The 15,979-nt window shown below is 73.4% G+C and carries 13 protein-coding genes; 3 read left to right on the top strand and 10 right to left on the bottom strand.

Annotation, left to right across the window (positions count from 1 at the left end; all coding sequences use genetic code 11):
- Window positions 1-286: 286 nt before the first annotated feature.
- The 5 genes from ACWDBE_RS01340 to ACWDBE_RS01320 all read right to left on the bottom strand — a co-directional run bounded on the left by ACWDBE_RS01340 (window position 287) and on the right by ACWDBE_RS01320 (window position 5,098).
- The gene (locus ACWDBE_RS01340) at window positions 287-1,066 is read right to left on the bottom strand and encodes a GntR family transcriptional regulator (RefSeq protein ID WP_449806805.1); all 780 of its coding nucleotides are present in this window, start codon (window positions 1,064-1,066) and stop codon (window positions 287-289) included.
- A 210-nt stretch (window positions 1,067-1,276) separates the two neighbouring features.
- A complete protein-coding gene (locus tag ACWDBE_RS01335) occupies window positions 1,277-2,086 on the bottom strand; it encodes a sulfite exporter TauE/SafE family protein (protein WP_449806804.1) in 810 nt (269 codons plus the stop codon).
- Complete coding sequence (locus tag ACWDBE_RS01330; RefSeq protein ID WP_449806803.1) at window positions 2,083-3,504, bottom strand: MBL fold metallo-hydrolase; 1,422 nt, start codon at window positions 3,502-3,504, stop codon at window positions 2,083-2,085. Before ACWDBE_RS01330 ends, ACWDBE_RS01335 begins: the two co-directional genes overlap by 4 nt.
- A gap of 126 nt (window positions 3,505-3,630) precedes the next feature.
- Window positions 3,631-4,830: an FAD-dependent oxidoreductase gene (locus ACWDBE_RS01325; RefSeq protein WP_449806802.1), complete on the bottom strand. Its 1,200-nt coding sequence runs from the start codon at window positions 4,828-4,830 to the stop codon at window positions 3,631-3,633.
- Window positions 4,831-4,966: 136 nt separating this feature from the next.
- Entirely contained in the window at window positions 4,967-5,098 is a 132-nt protein-coding gene (locus ACWDBE_RS01320; RefSeq protein ID WP_449806801.1) for a hypothetical protein, read from the bottom strand.
- Between ACWDBE_RS01320 and ACWDBE_RS01315 the strand changes: the two genes are divergently transcribed.
- The 3 genes from ACWDBE_RS01315 to ACWDBE_RS01305 all read left to right on the top strand — a co-directional run bounded on the left by ACWDBE_RS01315 (window position 5,097) and on the right by ACWDBE_RS01305 (window position 8,994).
- Window positions 5,097-6,224 carry an NADH:flavin oxidoreductase gene (locus ACWDBE_RS01315; RefSeq protein WP_449806800.1) on the top strand — a complete coding sequence of 376 codons (1,128 nt, stop codon included), beginning with the start codon at window positions 5,097-5,099 and terminating at the stop codon, window positions 6,222-6,224. The genes ACWDBE_RS01320 and ACWDBE_RS01315 overlap by 2 nt on opposite strands.
- Before the next feature lie 620 nt (window positions 6,225-6,844).
- Window positions 6,845-8,152: an aldehyde dehydrogenase family protein gene (locus ACWDBE_RS01310; RefSeq protein ID WP_449806799.1), complete on the top strand. Its 1,308-nt coding sequence runs from the start codon at window positions 6,845-6,847 to the stop codon at window positions 8,150-8,152.
- A gap of 71 nt (window positions 8,153-8,223) precedes the next feature.
- On the top strand, window positions 8,224-8,994 hold the full coding sequence (locus tag ACWDBE_RS01305; protein WP_449806798.1) for a maleylpyruvate isomerase family mycothiol-dependent enzyme: 771 nt from the start codon (window positions 8,224-8,226) through the stop codon (window positions 8,992-8,994).
- Window positions 8,995-9,035: 41 nt separating this feature from the next.
- Here ACWDBE_RS01305 and ACWDBE_RS01300 read toward each other — a convergent pair whose 3' ends face one another.
- The 5 genes from ACWDBE_RS01300 to ACWDBE_RS01280 all read right to left on the bottom strand — a co-directional run bounded on the left by ACWDBE_RS01300 (window position 9,036) and on the right by ACWDBE_RS01280 (window position 15,968).
- Entirely contained in the window at window positions 9,036-10,313 is a 1,278-nt protein-coding gene (locus ACWDBE_RS01300) for a hypothetical protein (protein ID WP_449806797.1), read from the bottom strand.
- 184 nt (window positions 10,314-10,497) lie between these two features.
- Window positions 10,498-12,174, bottom strand: coding sequence for an ABC transporter ATP-binding protein (locus tag ACWDBE_RS01295; RefSeq protein WP_449806796.1), 1,677 nt, complete (start codon window positions 12,172-12,174; stop codon window positions 10,498-10,500).
- Window positions 12,171-13,160 (bottom strand): ABC transporter permease, encoded by a 990-nt coding sequence (locus ACWDBE_RS01290; RefSeq protein ID WP_449806795.1) that lies wholly within the window; start codon window positions 13,158-13,160, stop codon window positions 12,171-12,173. Before ACWDBE_RS01290 ends, ACWDBE_RS01295 begins: the two co-directional genes overlap by 4 nt.
- On the bottom strand, window positions 13,157-14,218 hold the full coding sequence (locus tag ACWDBE_RS01285; RefSeq protein ID WP_449806794.1) for an ABC transporter permease: 1,062 nt from the start codon (window positions 14,216-14,218) through the stop codon (window positions 13,157-13,159). Before ACWDBE_RS01285 ends, ACWDBE_RS01290 begins: the two co-directional genes overlap by 4 nt.
- Before the next feature lie 31 nt (window positions 14,219-14,249).
- A complete protein-coding gene (locus ACWDBE_RS01280; RefSeq protein ID WP_449806793.1) occupies window positions 14,250-15,968 on the bottom strand; it encodes an ABC transporter substrate-binding protein in 1,719 nt (572 codons plus the stop codon).
- Window positions 15,969-15,979: the final 11 nt, after the last annotated feature.

The following is a 15,979-nucleotide window of genomic DNA, read 5'->3' as shown; positions in this document are numbered from 1 at the left end:
ACGAGGTCAGGACTCCGGGACGACGGCGACCGGGCAGAGCGGTGGTGCAGGACGGCATGGCCGACCGGGCCGAGCGCGCCGACCAGGCCGCCGGCGGCCGGCCGGTCCCGTCGTCGCCCCTCGGCCGGAGCCTGCTCAGGGCCCGACGGGCCACATCCCACCGGACACCGGGGGCCGCTGGTCCCTGCCGTCCACGTTTTCGTCCGGACGGCCCCGCGCCGCGCGCACCCGCCGGTGGAGCCCCCCCCCGGGTCCGGGCGGGTTCGGCCGGGAGGGTGCGGTCCCGTCAGGGTGTCTGGACCGGGGCGCCCAGCCGGTAGTCATGGGCGGAGAACGCGGCGGCGACGGCGAAGCGGTCCGCGCGGACGAGCGTCTGCCGCCACTCGATCGCACGCCCGTCGGCGTCGCGGCCGAGCCGGTCGATCGCAAGCAGCGCCGTGGTCTCGGGGCAGTCGAGCAGGATGCGCTCCCCCCGGCCGGGGACCACGGCGCGGATGCGTTCCCAGCCGCCGCGGATGCGGGTGCCGCAGTGGCGTTCGAGCTCGTCGTAGAGCGCGGTGTGGGTGAAGTCGACGTGGAGCAGCGGGTCGGCCAGGTCGGCGGGGAGCCAGATCCGGTCGACGGCCAGGGGTTCCTCGTCCGCCAGGCGGACGCGTTCGAGGTAGACGAGCGGCGTGGATTCCTCGAGTCCCAGTCGGGCGGCGATGACGCCGTCGGCACGCCGGTCGAGCGCGCGCACGACGCTGCGCTGGACGGCGCCGACCTCCTCGACGGAGCGGAAGAGGCTGTACGCCTCACCGATGTCCTGCTCCAGGGGGCGGCTCGCGGTGAACCGCGAGGCCTTGCCGCGCTGGGCGGTGACGAGGCCCTCCTCGCGGAGCTTGCGCAGGGCCTCGCGAACCGTGTGCCGGCTGACCTGGTACTCGGCGACGAGGTCGTGCTCGCCGGGGAAGACGTCGCGGAACTCGCCCTCGTCGAGCCGGCGCAGCAGGTCGGCGCGCAGCTGCGCCCAGAGCGGATTGCCCGGGGCTCGCGCGAGGGTCCTGGGGCCGGGCTCGGAGGTCACGGCGCCTTCCTGGGGATCAGGGGTCGGGTGGGTGGTGCGGGACACGAGGTGAATGTTCGTACCTCCGGGGGGATAGCACAAAATCGACGGCCGCCGGTCCCGCCGGGCGCGCCGATCGGGCGGCGACGGGGCACGACGGGCGGCGACCGCCGCCCGGGCGGGGTGCCACGGGCAGCGGTCGCGCAGGCCGCGGTCGTCGTGCGGCGGCCGTCAGGCGAAGGCGCCGACCAGCATGAACGCCGCCACCGCGAGCAGGACGACGGCGAAGGCCCGCTGCAGCGCGGCCCCGGAGAGCTTCGCCGCCAGTCGCTTGCCGTCCCAGGCGCCGAGGACTGCGGCGCCCACGAACGGCCCGAAGATCGCCGGATCGATGGACACGCCCGTGACCGTCAGGCGGGTGGCGAGGGAGACGACCGAGTTGATGAGGACGACCACCAGGCTGGTGCCGACGGCCTTGCGCATCGGCAGCCGGAGCACGGACACCAGCGCGGGCACCGCGAGGAAGCCGCCGCCGACTCCCAGCAGTCCGGTCACCGCCCCGAGGCCTGCTCCGGCCGCGACCGTACTCGCGTACCCCTCCCGGCCGGCCGGCTTCGCGGACGCTCCGTCCGCGCCGCCCTCCTCGGCGCCGCCCTCCTCGGCCGGCGTCCGCCCCGCGGTTCGGGTGCCGCGCAGCATCGCCGCGGCGGCCAGCGCGGCCAGGACGGCGAACGCGGCGGTCAGCACCGGTTGCGGGATGCGGTGGGCGAGCAGGGAGGCCCCGATGGCGGGGAGGACGCCGGCCGTGGCGAACAGCGCACCGGTGCGCCACTTGACGTTGCCGGTGCCGGAGTGGCGGACGAGCGCGGTGACGGTGGTGGCGGTCACGATGACCAGGCTGGTGGTCCCGGCCTCGGAGGGCGGCAGGCCCAGCAGGTACACCAGGGCCGGGACCGCGAGCACTCCCCCGCCGCCGCCCAGCGCGCCGAGCGCCACGCCGACCACGGCTCCGCAGAGCAGAGCGGTGATCAGGACGCTCACGCCGTGACGCCGTCCGAGGCCTGGTCGGCGGGGTGGAGGACCTCACCGTGCCAGGCGGCGAAGCCGCCGCGCAGATCGGTGGCCTCGAAGCCGCGGGCGCGCAGCACGGACGCGGCCACCGAGGAGCGGTTGCCGCCGGCGCAGACCACGGTCAGCGGCATTTCGGTCGGCAACTCACCGAGGCGGGCGAGCAGTTCGGGCAGCGGGAGGAGCCGGGCGCCGGGGATGGTGCCCTTCTCGCGTATCTCGCCGGGGCCGCGCACGTCCAGCAGTTCGACGTCGTCCGCGCCCTCGGTGAGTCGGTCGGCGAGTTCGTCGGCGTCCACCCGCACGACCTCGGTCAGGTGCGCGGCGCCAACGGCGTCCACCGGCGCGGCCAGGGCGCCCAGGACGCGGTCGAAGCCGATCCTGGCCAGCCGGTTCCGGGCCTCGAGCGCGGTGTCCGCGTCGCCGCACAGGATGACGGCCTCCTGGGCGTCCAGCACCTGGCCGGCGAGTTCGGCGAAGCGGCCGCCGAGCGGGATGTTCACCGCGCCGTGCAGGTGGGCGGCAGCGAACGCCTCCGGGTCCCGGGTGTCGAGCACGGTGGCGCCGCCGGCCCGGGCCTGGAGGAACTCCTCCGGGGTGAGCGACGGGACGGGGGTGTCCTCGTCGAGGACCGGGCGGGCCTGGCGGTTGCGCACCGAGGTGAAGGCGAAGTAGGCGGGCGCGGCGGGCTGGCCGTCGGTCACCACGGCGACGAACTCGTCCTCGGTCATGTCGGCCAGGGCGTAGTTGCCGCCGCGCTGGTTGCCGATCGTGCAACTCAGTTCGGTGGAGAGGTTCTTGCCGCAGGCCGAGCCGGCTCCGTGTGCCGGGTAGACGCGCGTGTCGTCGGGGAGGGTCAGCAGGGCGCGGGTGGAGCGGTACAGCAGCCGGGCCATCTCCTCGGCGGAGCGGCCGCGCGAGCTGAGCAGGTCGGGGCGGCCGACGTCGCCGATGAACAGGGTGTCGCCGGTGAGGACGCCGAACGGGACGGCGTCACCGGCCTGTTCGCGCACGACGACGCAGATCGACTCCGGGGTGTGGCCCGGGGTGTGCAGGATCTCCAGGTCGACGGCGCCGAGGCTGAGGTGCTCGCCGTCGCCCAGCGGGTCGGTGTCGAAGTCGAGCACGGCGGCGGAGCCGTAGGAGATGCGCGCGCCGGTGCGCTCGGCCAGCTCCAGGTGGCCGGAGAGGAAGTCCGCGTGGATGTGGGTCTCGATGACCCGCTCGATGGTCAGGCCGTGCTGTTCGGCGGTGGCGAGGTAGTCGTGGACGTCGCGCTGGGGGTCGACCACGACGGCCCGGCCGGTGGTGCGGTCGCCGACGAGGTACGAGGCGTGGGAGAGGCAGTCCAGGTAGAACTGCACGAAGACCAGGGGTCCGGCGGTCGTCATCTCAAGCTCCTGAGGGTGGGCGGTGGTTGAGCCCCGCGGCCGTACGGGCGGGGCATGGGGTGGGGTGTCGCGGCGGTGCGGCGGGCCGTGCGGGCTGCGTGGGGGCCGGGGTGCGACCCGTACCGGTCAGGCGAGTCCGCGGAGCATGAGGTTCCAGTAGAGGAACGGCAGCCCGCGCCGCTTGAGGTACCACATGTCGGTGCGCTCGCGGATGGTGTCGATCACCGGGATCGACGGGGTGGGCCGCCCGCTGTAGTCGAACTCCGCGAGCAGCATCTTGTTGCGGGCGGTGGTCAGCGGGCAGGAGGAGTAGCCGTCGTAGGAGGCCTTGGGCACCCGGCCGTTGAGGGCGGCGAGGAGGTTCTCGACGAGCACGGGCGCCTGCTTGCGCACCGCGGCGCCGGTCTTGGAGTTCGGGGACGAGCCGGCATCGCCCAGCGCCCACACGTTGGGGTACCGGACGTGCCGCATCGTGTGCTTGTCGATCTCGACGTAGCCGGCCGGGTCGTCGGCCCCGGCGAGCGGGCTGCGCTTGACCCAGTCCGGGGCGCTCTGCGGCGGCACCACGTGGGCGACGTCGTACGGCAGGGTCGTCGTGCCCCCGCTCCCCAGGTCGGTGACGACCACCTCGCGGGCGTCCGGGCGGACCTCGGAGACCTCGCTCCCGTAGTGGACCTTGATGCCGTACCGGCGCACCACGCCGTCGAGCACGCGGGCGAACTCGGGGACGCCGAAGATGGCGGCGCCGGGGATCACCAGGTGGACGTCGATCTTGCCGAGCACGCCCTGCCGGCGCCAGTAGTCGGCGGCCAGGTAGGCGATCTTCTGCGGGGCGCCGCCGCACTTGACGGCGCCGGTCGGCATGCTGAACACCGCGCTGCCGGAGCGGGTCTCGCGGATGAAGCGCCAGGTCGCGGGGGCGTACTGGGGCAGGTAGTTGCTGGACAGGCCGTCCTTGCCGAGCCCGGATTCCAGGCCGGGCACCCGGTCCCAGTCCAGCTGGATGCCGGGGCAGACCACGAGGTGGTCGTAGCAGACGGTGCCGCCGTCGTCCAGCGCCACTTCCCGGGCCTCGGGGTCGACGGCGACCGCGGCGCGGCGTATCCACTCCACGCCCTTCGGCATGACGGACGCCTGCGACCGGATGCTCTCCGACAGCGGTGCCCGGCCGCCGCCGACCAGGGTCCAGAGCGGCTGGTAGTAGTGACGATCGCTCGGATCGAGCACCGCGACGTCCTGCTCGCCCGCGCGGCGGAGCCTGGCCGCGACGGTGATTCCCGCGGTCCCGCCGCCGATGATCACGATCCGGTGATGCCTGGTTATCAAGGGGTCCCTCCCTGACGAAATGTACGGACATTAAAGTAGAGAGACCCGCCGTCGACCGCAAGCTATTGTCCGTACATTTGCCTCAGGGGCAGGACGACCAGGCGGCGGCCAGCGCAGCGGCGCACAGTGGCGCGGATCACAGCGAGCCGAGCGCGCACGAAGAAATGCCGAGGCCATCGAGGTGGTTGGTACGGGCAACCGTTTCCGCCCCGGCGTGCGCCATCGACGTCGCCGCCCCCATCGCCACCGCGACCGCGAGGAATCCCATGACCGTCACCGAGACCGCTGCCGACCGCGCGGCCGGGATCCTGTCCCGACCCGTCACGATCAACGGGCTGACCGTGCCCAACCGCATCGCGATGGCGCCGATGACACGCCAGTTCTCCCCGGGCGGCGTGCCCGGCGAGGACGTGCGCTCGTACTACGCCCGCCGCGCCGCCGCCGGCGTCGGCCTGATCGTCACCGAGGGCACGTACGTCGGTCACGAGTCCGCCGGCCAGAGCGACGACATCCCGCGCTTCCACGGCGAGGAGCAGCTGGCCGGGTGGGCCCGCGTCGCCGAGGACGTCCACGCGGCGGGCGGCACCATCGTGCCGCAGCTCTGGCACATCGGCATGGTCCGCAAGCAGGGCGACCCGCCGTTCGCCGACGCCCCCGCCATCGGCCCGTCCGGCATCCGGCTGAACGGCACCGAGGGCACGGGGCGGGCGATGACCCGGGCCGACCTGGACGCCGTCATCGGCGCGTTCGCCGAGGCCGCCGCGGCCGCCGAGCGGATCGGCTTCGACGGCGTCGAACTGCACGGCGCCCACGGCTACCTGCTCGACCAGTTCCTGTGGGCGGGCACCAACCGCCGCACCGACGCCTACGGCGGCGACCCGGTCGCCCGCACGAAGTTCACGGCCGAACTCGTCACCGCGGTGCGCGAGGCCGTCTCCGCGGAGTTCCCGGTGATCTTCCGCTACTCCCAGTGGAAGTCGGACAACTACGACGCCCGCCTCGCCGAGAGCCCCGAGGAACTGGAGGCGATCCTCACCCCGCTCGTCGAGGCCGGCGTCGACGCCTTCCACGCCTCGACCCGCCGCTACTGGATCCCCGAGTTCGACGGCTCCGACCTCAACCTGGCCGGCTGGACCAGGAAGCTCACCGGACGCCCCGCCATCACCGTCGGCTCGGTCGGCCTCGACGGCGACTTCGTCCGCGCGTTCGCGGGTGAGGGCGCGCCGGTCCGGGGCATCGACAACCTGCTCGACCGGCTGGAGCGCGACGAGTTCGACATGGTCGCCGTCGGCCGCGCCCTCCTCCAGGACCCGCAGTGGGCCGCCAAGGTCCTCTCCGGCCGCTTCGCCGACCTGCGCCCCTACGACGCCGCCTCGCTCCGCACCCTGAGCTGACCACCACCCGAGTGCCCGACCCCACCGCGGACGCAACACGTCGGCGGGGTCGGGCACTTACGGCCCGGCGCTGACGGCTCGCCACTGACGGCCCGGCCGGACGCACCTCTCCTTCCCCCGTGCGGTCGACCGGTACGTCCACTTCGCGCTCTCCAGCCTCCACACCTCCGCAGCCGACACGGCCGCCGTCCCCGGGCTCGAACCCGACGAGATCATGGTCCGCGGCAGCCGCACCGCCGCCCCCGTCCTCAGCGAGGACCACCCCGCCGCCGACCACCTCAACGCTTACGGACGCACCAAGCGGCCGCCGAACGGCTCGCCCTGGCAGCCGGTGCCGTCGTACTGCGCCCCCGCACCCTCACGGCCCGGGCGACCCGCACCTCCTCCCACGGTCGCTCGCCCGCACGCGGCACGGCCTGCTGCCGCTGCCGGCCGCCCACGGCCTCACCGGCTACCGCCCCTGGGGCCCGGCCCGCCGAGCGGCCGGCCGGCCGGTCAACCCGCCCGACGGAGGATGCTTGACAATCTCAACCTTTCATCCCTAGGGTCACCATTGCTTCAGGTAGTGAAAATTTCTGCCAGCAAGCACCGTCTCCCCATCTCAAGACCGCGAGACCCTCATGACCGACGCCATCCCTTCCGTGGTCGCCCGCCTGCGGGCCGAATTCTCCACCGGCCGCACCAGGCCGCTCGCCTGGCGCCTGGACAAGCTGGCCGCCCTGCGCGCCCTGCTCACCGAACAGGGCGAGGTCTTCCAGCAGGCCCTGCACGCCGACCTCGGCAAGAGCGCCACCGAGGCGTACCGGACCGAGATCGGCTTCACCCTCAACGAACTCGACCACACCGTAAGAAACCTGGCGGAGTGGCTGGAGCCGAGGCCGGCCGCCGTACCGGAGTTCTTCCGCCCCGCCGAAGCCCGGGTCGTCCGCGACCCGCTGGGCGTGGTGATGATCATCGCGCCCTGGAACTACCCGCTCCAGCTCGCCCTGGCCCCGCTGGTCGGCGCCCTGGCGGCCGGGAACACCGCCCTCGTCAAGCCCAGCGAACTCGCCCCCGCGACCTCCGCGGCCATCGCCGAACTGCTGCCGCGCTACCTCGGCGAGGAGGCGGTCGCGGTCGTCGAGGGCGCCGTCCCGGAGACCACCGCCCTGCTGGAGCAGCGCTTCGACCACATCTTCTACACCGGCAACGGCACCGTCGGACGGATCGTCATGGCCGCCGCCGCCCGGCACCTCACCCCGGTCACCCTGGAACTCGGCGGCAAGAGCCCGGTCGTGGTCGACCCCGGCGCCGACCTCGCCGTCACCGCCCGGCGGATCGCCAGCGGCAAGTTCCTCAACGCCGGACAGACCTGCGTCGCCCCCGACTACGTCCTCGCCGTCGGCGACACCGCGGCCGCCCTGGAACGCGAACTGGCCGACGCGGTGCGGGAGCTGTACGGCGAGGACCCGGCCGCGAGCACGGAGTACGGACGGATCGTCAACGAGCGTCACTTCGACCGGCTCACCGCGCTGCTCGGCGACGGGCGGACCGTCGTCGGCGGCGAGCACGACCGCGCCACCCGCTACCTGGCCCCGACCGTCCTCGCCGACGTGCCCGCGACCGCCCCGGTGATGCGGACCGAGATCTTCGGCCCGATCCTGCCCGTCCTGCCGGTGCCCGACCTCGACGCGGCGATCGCGTTCATCAACGAGCGCGACAAGCCGCTCGCCCTCTACGCCTTCACCGAGTCCGCGGACACCAAGCGGCGACTCGCCGAGGAGACCTCCTCCGGCGCGCTCAGCTTCGGTCTGCCGGTCTCCCACCTGGCGATGCCCGAGCTGCCGTTCGGCGGCGTCGGCGAGAGCGGCATGGGCCGCTACCACGGCGAGTACTCGATCGACACGTTCAGCCACACCAAGGCCGTCGTCGACAAGCCCCTCGCCTGACCCGCGCCGTCCCGCCGAGAACGCACCGACCCCCGCCACCCCTGCGCCCTGAGCCCCCGGAGCTTCCGCCCATGACCCCGAACGAGCACGTCACCGCCGTGGCCGCCGAGACCGACAGGTTCGCCACCGCCGTCCGGTCCGCCGACCCGACCACCCCCGTCCCCAGCTGTCCCGACTGGACCCTCACCGACCTCCTCCGCCACGCCGGCAGCGTCCAGCGCTGGTTCACCGTCCTGCTGCGGCAGCGCATCCAGGCACCGCCCACCAGCCGGGACGTCGACCTGAAGCTCCCCGAGCGGGCGGAGGACTACCCGGCGTGGCTCACCGAGGCCGGCGCGGAGGCCGGGGCGACGTTCGCCGAGACCGACCTCGACGCCCCGATGTGGGCCTGGGGCGCCGACCAGCACGCCCGGTTCTGGGTGCGCCGGATGCTCTTCGAAACGCTCGTCCACCGCGCCGACGCCGAACTCGCGCTGGGGCTGAAGCCCGAGATCGACCCGGACCTCGCCGCGGACGGCGTCGACGAGTTCCTCACCAACCTGCCGTACGCCGCCTTCTTCGCCCCGCGCACGGCCGAACTCCGCGGCGACGACCGCACGGTCCGCTTCACCCGCACCGACGGGGACGGCGACTGGCTGGTGCGCCTGCGCCCCGAGGGCTTCGGCCTGGACGCCGCCGACCCGAACAACCCGACCGACCCGACCGCCGACGCCACCGTCTCGGCCACCGCCGCCGACCTGCTGCTCCTCCTCTACGGCCGGATCGACCGCTCGGCGCCCGGGGTCGCCGTCGCCGGAGACGAGGAACTGCTGGACCTCTGGTTCACCAACTCCGCTTTCTAGCAGGGCCCCTGAGCACGCCGCAGGAGAGGCCCCCGGCGCGGTCAGGACGCCGAGAACCCGAACCTGGACGCGACCGGGTCGAGCGGCGTGTAGTAGCCGGTCGAGAAGCAGGTCGTCGGGATCGCCGTCGCGCCGCACGGGACCTTCGTGTCGGTGTTCCCGGCGGTGATGACGCCGACCGGCGCCATGGCGTCGCCCTGCGGGTTGGCCACCGCCGGCCCGCCGCTGTCGCCCTGGGCGACGGCGACGCCGCCACTGCGGGACCTCACCTCGGTCGCGTCGGTACGACCGGACGACGAGTGGACGCCCACACGCGTGACCTCCAGCTCACAGTGGAATCCGGACATGGCGCCGCTGAAGCAGGCGGACTGGCCCGGGTCCAGGCGCGCCGGGCCGTACAGCGGACGGGAGTCGCCGCTGTTCCGGGAGCCGCTGTAGAAGCGGGCCGCGGTCTCATGGCCGGTCGTGACGACGGCGACGTCGAGGCCGGCGTCGTGGGCGGTGACCTCCCCGACGACGCGCTGCCCGTTGTAGACGTTCCCGCTGGTCTGGCAGTGGGCGGCAGTGAGCAGCACCCGCCGGTTGCCGACCCAGCCGGGGATTCCGGTGGAGCAGCGCGAGTTGTCGCTCAGGGCGAGGTCGGCTCCGGCGTACCAGGGCGGGGCCTCGCCGGTGCGGCCGCCCCTGGTGGAGGTCTCCGGGGAGCCGGTCCCGGCGTGGACGGGGATGCCGGCGAGCTGCCCGGCCCGGGTCTCGTAGTCGCGTGCCGGGGCGTTCGCCGGCGCGAGGCGCCTGGTGGTCTTCGGCTGGTACGTCAGCAGGAGGCCGCTGCCGTCGTTGGCGGGTGAGATCGAGGACCACTCCGAGGTGTCGTTGCCGACGGCGGTGACGAACCGTTCGACGGCCCGGTCCATCTCGGAGCGGGAGTAGGCGGCCTGGTGGTAGCGGACGTCGTAGTCGGGGCTCACCGGGCCGGCGGGGTCGTGCCGCACCTGCTCGCGGGTGCGGGTGCGCCAGGAGTCGACGGCCTCGGTGATCCCGGCGGGGACGGGCCCCTTCCAGTAGAGGTCGAGGCGGTGCTCGTCGCCGTGGAACACGATCGAGGTGAAGTCGCCGCCGTCGACGCGGCCGGTGTCGACGAGCCGGTGGATCTCGTCGGCGACGGGCCGCAGGCGGTTCTCGTGGTACTCGTCGGACAGCAGGATGGCCGGCGCCATGCGGGTCTCGGCGGTGTCGCTCCGGGAGTTCCTCGCGACGGCCACGGAGGCCGCACCCAGGATCAGGACCACTGCCGCGTACAGGAGTTTCGATCCGCGCATGGGACCACCTTAGGGTGACGGAACCCACACGCAGAGCTGTCGGCCGCCCCGCACCGCCGCCTCCGGTTTCCCGCCGCCGGCCGCACGCCCCCGGGCCGGCCCGCACCCCGAGAGATGCGGGCCGGCCCGGTCAGGCTCCGGTGCCAGGTCAGACTCCGGTGTCAGGTCGGTCTCCGGTGTCAGTTCAGACTCCGGCGGCCGCCAGCCGGGCGTCGCGCCGGGCGGTGGCCTCGGCCGGGTCCAGCACCGGCACGGCGGCCAGCAGCCCCTTGGTGTAGGCGTGTTGGGGCGAGTCGTACACCGTGTCGGCGTCGCCCTGCTCCACGATCCGCCCGGCCCGCATCACCGCGACCCGGTCGCTGACCTGCCGGACCACGGCGAGGTCGTGGGCGATGAAGACCAGCGCGAGGCCGAGGTCGCGCTGCAACTCGCCCAGCAGCTCGACCACCTGGGCCTGCGTGGTGACGTCCAGCGCGGAGACCGGTTCGTCGCAGACGATCAGCCGCGGCCGGGGTGCGAGCGCCCTGGCGATGCCGACCCGCTGCCGCTGTCCGCCGGAGAACTCGTGCGGATAGCGGTGGTACCAGTCGGGGTCGAGCCCCACGCGTTCGAGGAGTTCGCCGACCCGGGCGCGGATGCGGCGCTCGTCGCGCTCTCCGGCGATGCGCAGCGGGTCGGCGACGGACTCCCCGATGGTGCGGCGCGGGTTGAGCGAGGAGACCGGGTCCTGGAAGACCATCTGCAGCTCGCGCCGCAGCGGGCGCAGTTCCTTGTCGCCGAGCGCGCCGATGTCGCGCCCCCGGTAGTGGAGTTGCCCGCCGGTCGGCTCCAGCAGCCGGACGAGCATCCGCCCGAGGGTGGTCTTCCCGGAGCCCGACTCGCCGACGATGCCCAGGGTCTCGCCGGCCCGTACGGTGAGCGAGACGCCGTCCACGGCGGTGACGGGGGCGGTGCGCCGGCTGAGGGTGCCGCGGGGGGCGAACTCCCGGCGCAGGTCGGTCGCTTCGAGCAGGACGTCGCCCCCGGCCGACTCGCTCGGACGACCCGTCGTCTCCGGGGCACCGGGCGCGTCGACCCGGGGCACCGCGGACAGCAGCGCCCGGGTGTACGGCTCGCGCGGGGCGCCCAGCACCTCGGTGACGGGGCCGTGTTCCACCGCCCGGCCGTCCTTCATGACCAGCACGCGGTCGACGCTCCCGGCGACCACGCCCAGGTCGTGGGTGACCAGGACCAGTCCGGCGCCGGTCTCCGCGCGCAACTCGTGCAGCAGGTCGAGGATCTGGGCCTGGACGGTGACGTCCAGCGCGGTCGTCGGCTCGTCGGCGACCAGCAGCCGGGGCTCGCAGGCCAGGGCCATCGCGATCAGCACCCGCTGGCGCATGCCGCCGCTGAACTCGTGCGGACGCGACCGCGAGCGCCGCGCCGCGTCGGGGATGCCGACGCGGGAGAGCACCTCGACGGCCCGGGCCCTGGCGGCCCGGCGCGAGACGGGCCGGTGGACCCGTACGACCTCGGCGATCTGGTCGCCCACCGCGTAGTACGGGTCGAGCGCGGAGAGCGGGTCCTGGAACACCATGGCGGCCAGTCCGCCGCGCAGCCGCCGGAGTTCCGCGTCCTCAGCGGTGACGGCGTCGACGCCGGCGACCCGGACGGAGCCGCCGACCCGGGCGCCGCTCCCGCGGTGCAGGCCGAGCAGTCCGTAGGCGACGGTGCTCTTGCCGGAGCCGGACTCGCCGACGATGCCGAGCGCCTGCCCGGCCCCCAGGGTGAAGCCCACGCCGTCGACGGCGCGGACGTGGCCGTCGCCGACCGGGAAGTCGACGACCAGGTCCCGGACGTCGACGAGGGGTTCGGTGCTCACGTCAGGACCACCCTTCGGTCGGTCACCGCGTACAGCACGTCCGCGACGACATTGGCGAGGACCACGCAGAACCCGGTGACGAGGGTGAGTCCGACGACGGTCGGCAGGTCGATCAGGCCGACGGAGGTGACCAGCAGCTTGCCGAGCCCCGGGAGGCCGAAGAGCGACTCGGTCAGCACCGCTCCCCCGAACATCGTCCCGAGGTCGATGGCGGTGAGCGCGATCACCGGGGTGAGCGCGCCGCGCAGCGCGTGCCTGGTCACCAGGTGCCGTTCGCTGACGCCGTACGCCCGGAAGGTCCGGATGTGGTCGTCGGCGAGGGTCTCCAGCAGGGAGGAGCGGGTCAGCCGGGCGTACTTGGCGGACTCGTACAGGGCGAGCGTGATCCAGGGCAGCAGCAGGCCCCAGAACCACTGCTCCGGGTCCTCGGTGAGCGGCGCGTAGCTCGGGAACGGCAGCCACTGGAGCTGGGCGCACAGGACGATGAGCAGCACCAGGCCGAGGACGAAGACCGGGACGGAGTTTCCGGCCAGGGTCAGCGCGGTCAGCAGGCGCTCGCTGAGCCGGCCGCGGCGCAGCGCGGAGAGCAGTCCGGTGCCGACGCCGAGGAGCAGCCAGAGCACCATCGCGCCGAGTGCCAGCGAGGCCGTCACCGGGAGCCGGGCGGTGATCATGTCGGTGACCTGCTCGCCGCTGCGGTAGGAGACGCCGAGGCAGGGGGCCGGGCAGTGCAGCAGTCCGGTGCCGGCGCTGAAGTCGCGGCCGGCGACGATGCCCTGGAGGAAGTGGGCGTACTGGAGGTACACGGGGGCGTCGAGGCCGAGGCGTTCGCGCACCTGGGCGACCTGGGCGGGGCTGCACTTCTCGCCGCAGGCCAGCTGGGCCGGGTCGCCGGGGGCGATGTAGAACACCGCGTAGATGATCACGGAGAGGGCGAGCAGCACGACGAGCATGCCGAGGGCCTTGCGGAGCAGGAAGCGGGTCATGCGGTGGCCTCCTCGGTGGCGTTCGACGGGCCGGGGCGGCCCGCGTTCGACGAACCGGCGCCGGAGGGCCCCGTGCCCGCCGAGGCCGCGCCGCCGCTCGACGCCCCGACCCGCAGCCGGGAGGCCGCACGGGGGTCGAGCTCGGTGCGGACGGCGTCGCCGAGCACGGTGAAGGAGAGCACGGTGACGAACAGCAGCGCGGACGGGAGCAGCACGTACGTCGGGTCCGCGCGGAACCAGGTGGTGGCGCCGGAGAGCATCTGGCCCCAGGACGAGGTCGGCGGCTTGACGCCCACCCCGAGGAAGGACAGCCCGGACTCGGCGATCACGTTGCCCGGCAGCAGCACCGCCGCGTAGGTGACGACCGGCGCGGCAAGCGAGGGCAGCAGTTCCCGGCGGGCGATCCTCCACCGGGTGGCGCCGGCCAGCCGGGCCGCGGCCACGTAGTCGAGCTGCCGCAGGGCGAGCGTCTGCGCCCGGACGATCCGCGAGGTGCCGGCCCAGCCCAGCAGCCCGATGACCAGGGTCAGCAGGAGCGGGCGGGGGAAGTCGGAGGGCACGACGGCCATCAGCGAGATGGCGAAGACCAGCGAGGGCAGCGCGAGCATCACCTCGGTGGTGTTGCCGATCAGCTGGTCGAGCACCCGGCTGCCGAGGCCCGCGGCGAGGCCGACCAGGACGCCGATGGCGACCTGGACGACGGTGGCGCCGAGGGCGACGAGCAGCGAGATCCGTGCGCCGTGGACGAGCCGGGCGAAGACGTCGCGCCCGGTGCCCGGTTCGACGCCCAGCCAGTGGTCGGCGCTGATGCCGCCGAAGGAGCCGGTGGGCACGCCGCCGGCCGCCGAGTCGAGCAGGTCGTTGTGGAAGCTGGTGGGGTCCTGCCCTTCGAGCGCGCTGAGCAGCGGTGCCGCCGCCGCGATCAGGACGAGCAGGACGATGACGAGGCCGGCGGCGAGGGTGGTGCGCCGCGCGAGCAGCCGCCGCCACACCTGCCGTCCCCCGGGGGCCGGGGAGACCGCGAGGGCCTCCCCGACGCTGGGTTCCTGTGGAGCCATGATGGTCCGTTCGATCCGTCCGTTCCGGCCGCTACTTGACCGCGACCTGGGAGATGTCCAGCACGCCGGTCCAGTCGCTGATCACGATGTTGCGGACGTCCTTGCCGGACAGCCGCTTGTACACGGGGTGGTACAGCGGGACGGTCAGGGCCTGGTCGCCGATGCGCTTGTCCAGGGCGCCCCAGCGCTTGGCGGCCTCGGCATGGTCGGTGATCTTGTTGATCTGGTCGATCTCGTCGTTCACCGAGGGGTCGTTCAGCTGCGCGGTGTTGAAGTTGGAGCCGTCGGTGACGATCTGCCGGCCGTCGAAGATCGGCGCCAGGAACGGGCCGCCGGACGGCCAGTCGGCGCCCCAGCCGGTGAGGAAGAGTCCGGGCTCGGTGCCGACGCCGTGGATCGTCTTGGAGTACCTGGTGGAGTCCAGGGGCTCCAGCTGGACGGTGATCCCGGCCGCCTTCAGCCCGTCCTGGACGGCGGTGGCCACGTCCGGGCCGTAGGCCTTGCCGGTCGCGGTGGAGTGGGTGAGCGTGATGGTCAGGCCGTCCGGGTAACCGGCCTCCTTCAGCAGCTCCTTGGCCTTCTCCGGGTTGCCGGTGGCGCCGGCCGGGAACGGGTCGTACGGCGTGTACCCGAAGGTCTCCTGGTTGGGCAGGAAGGTGGTGGCGGGCTCGGCGAGCGAGGAGCCGCCGACGGCGTTGACCACCGAGGTGCGGTTGATCGCGTAGGCGACGGCCTGCCGGACCTTGGGGTCGTCGAAGGGCTTGACCTTGGGGTTGAACGCCAGGTAGTTGACGAATCCGAAGTGGCCGGTGCCGACCCGCGCGGCGAGGGCCTTGTCGTCCTTGACCTGGGCCAGTTCGGAGGGGCCGAGGTTGGTGTCGGTGGTGACGGCGGCCGCGTCGGCCCCGGTGCTCGCGGTGAGCCGCTGGTTGATCACCGCCGGGTCGAGCCCGGACTGCACGTCGACGGTGTCGGGGTACGCCTTGCGCTGGTCGTCCGTCGCCGCCGACCAGTTGGGGTTGCGCTTGAGGACGAGGTGCGTGCCGTCGTTCTCGTTCTTGACGACCTGGTAGGGGCCGGAGGAGACGGGGTGGTCCTGGTACTTGGTCCCGGTGTCCTTGGCCTTGGGGACGGGCGCGAACTGCGTCTGGGTGGCGAGGTAGGGGAAGTCACCCTCGGGCTTGTTGAGGCGGAAGACGATGGTCTTCTCGTCCGGCGTCTCGATGGCGTCCAGGGTGCGGCCGTCCTTGTACGGTCCCTGGTAGTCGGCGGCGCCGACCAGCCAGTCCCTCAGGAAGGGTGCGCCACCGGAGAGTTCGGGCGCGAATGACCTCTCGATGCCGTACTTGATGTCGGCCGTGGTGATCGGCGAACCGTCTTCGAACTTCAGGCCGTCCTTGAGGCGGTACGTCCACACCGTGGCGCCCTCCGAGGGGGTGCCGGTGTCGGTGGCGAGGTCGGGGACGACCTTGGTGCCCGCCGCGCCGTCGACCCGGTTGCGGGTGGTGAGGGTGCGGAAGACCAGGGAGGGGACGTTGCCGCCGCCGGAGGTGTAGAGCCGTGCGGGGTCGAACTGCTCCTGCGGGAGCTGGTTGAGGACGGTGAGGGTGCCGCCCTGCTGCGGTGCGGCGTCCTTGCCGGTGCCCCCACCGCCGTCGGCCTTCGGTCCGCACGCCGCCAGTCCGACGACGAGCGCGGCGGTGACGGTCGCCAGGGCGAGGCGGCGAGGGGTGAAGGTGGTTCGAGACATCGGAAAGGGAG

Source organism: Kitasatospora sp. NPDC001132 (assembly GCF_053598415.1).
The sequence above is the reverse complement of the archived record's forward strand: the minus strand, read 5'-3'. Positions and strand labels throughout refer to the sequence as shown.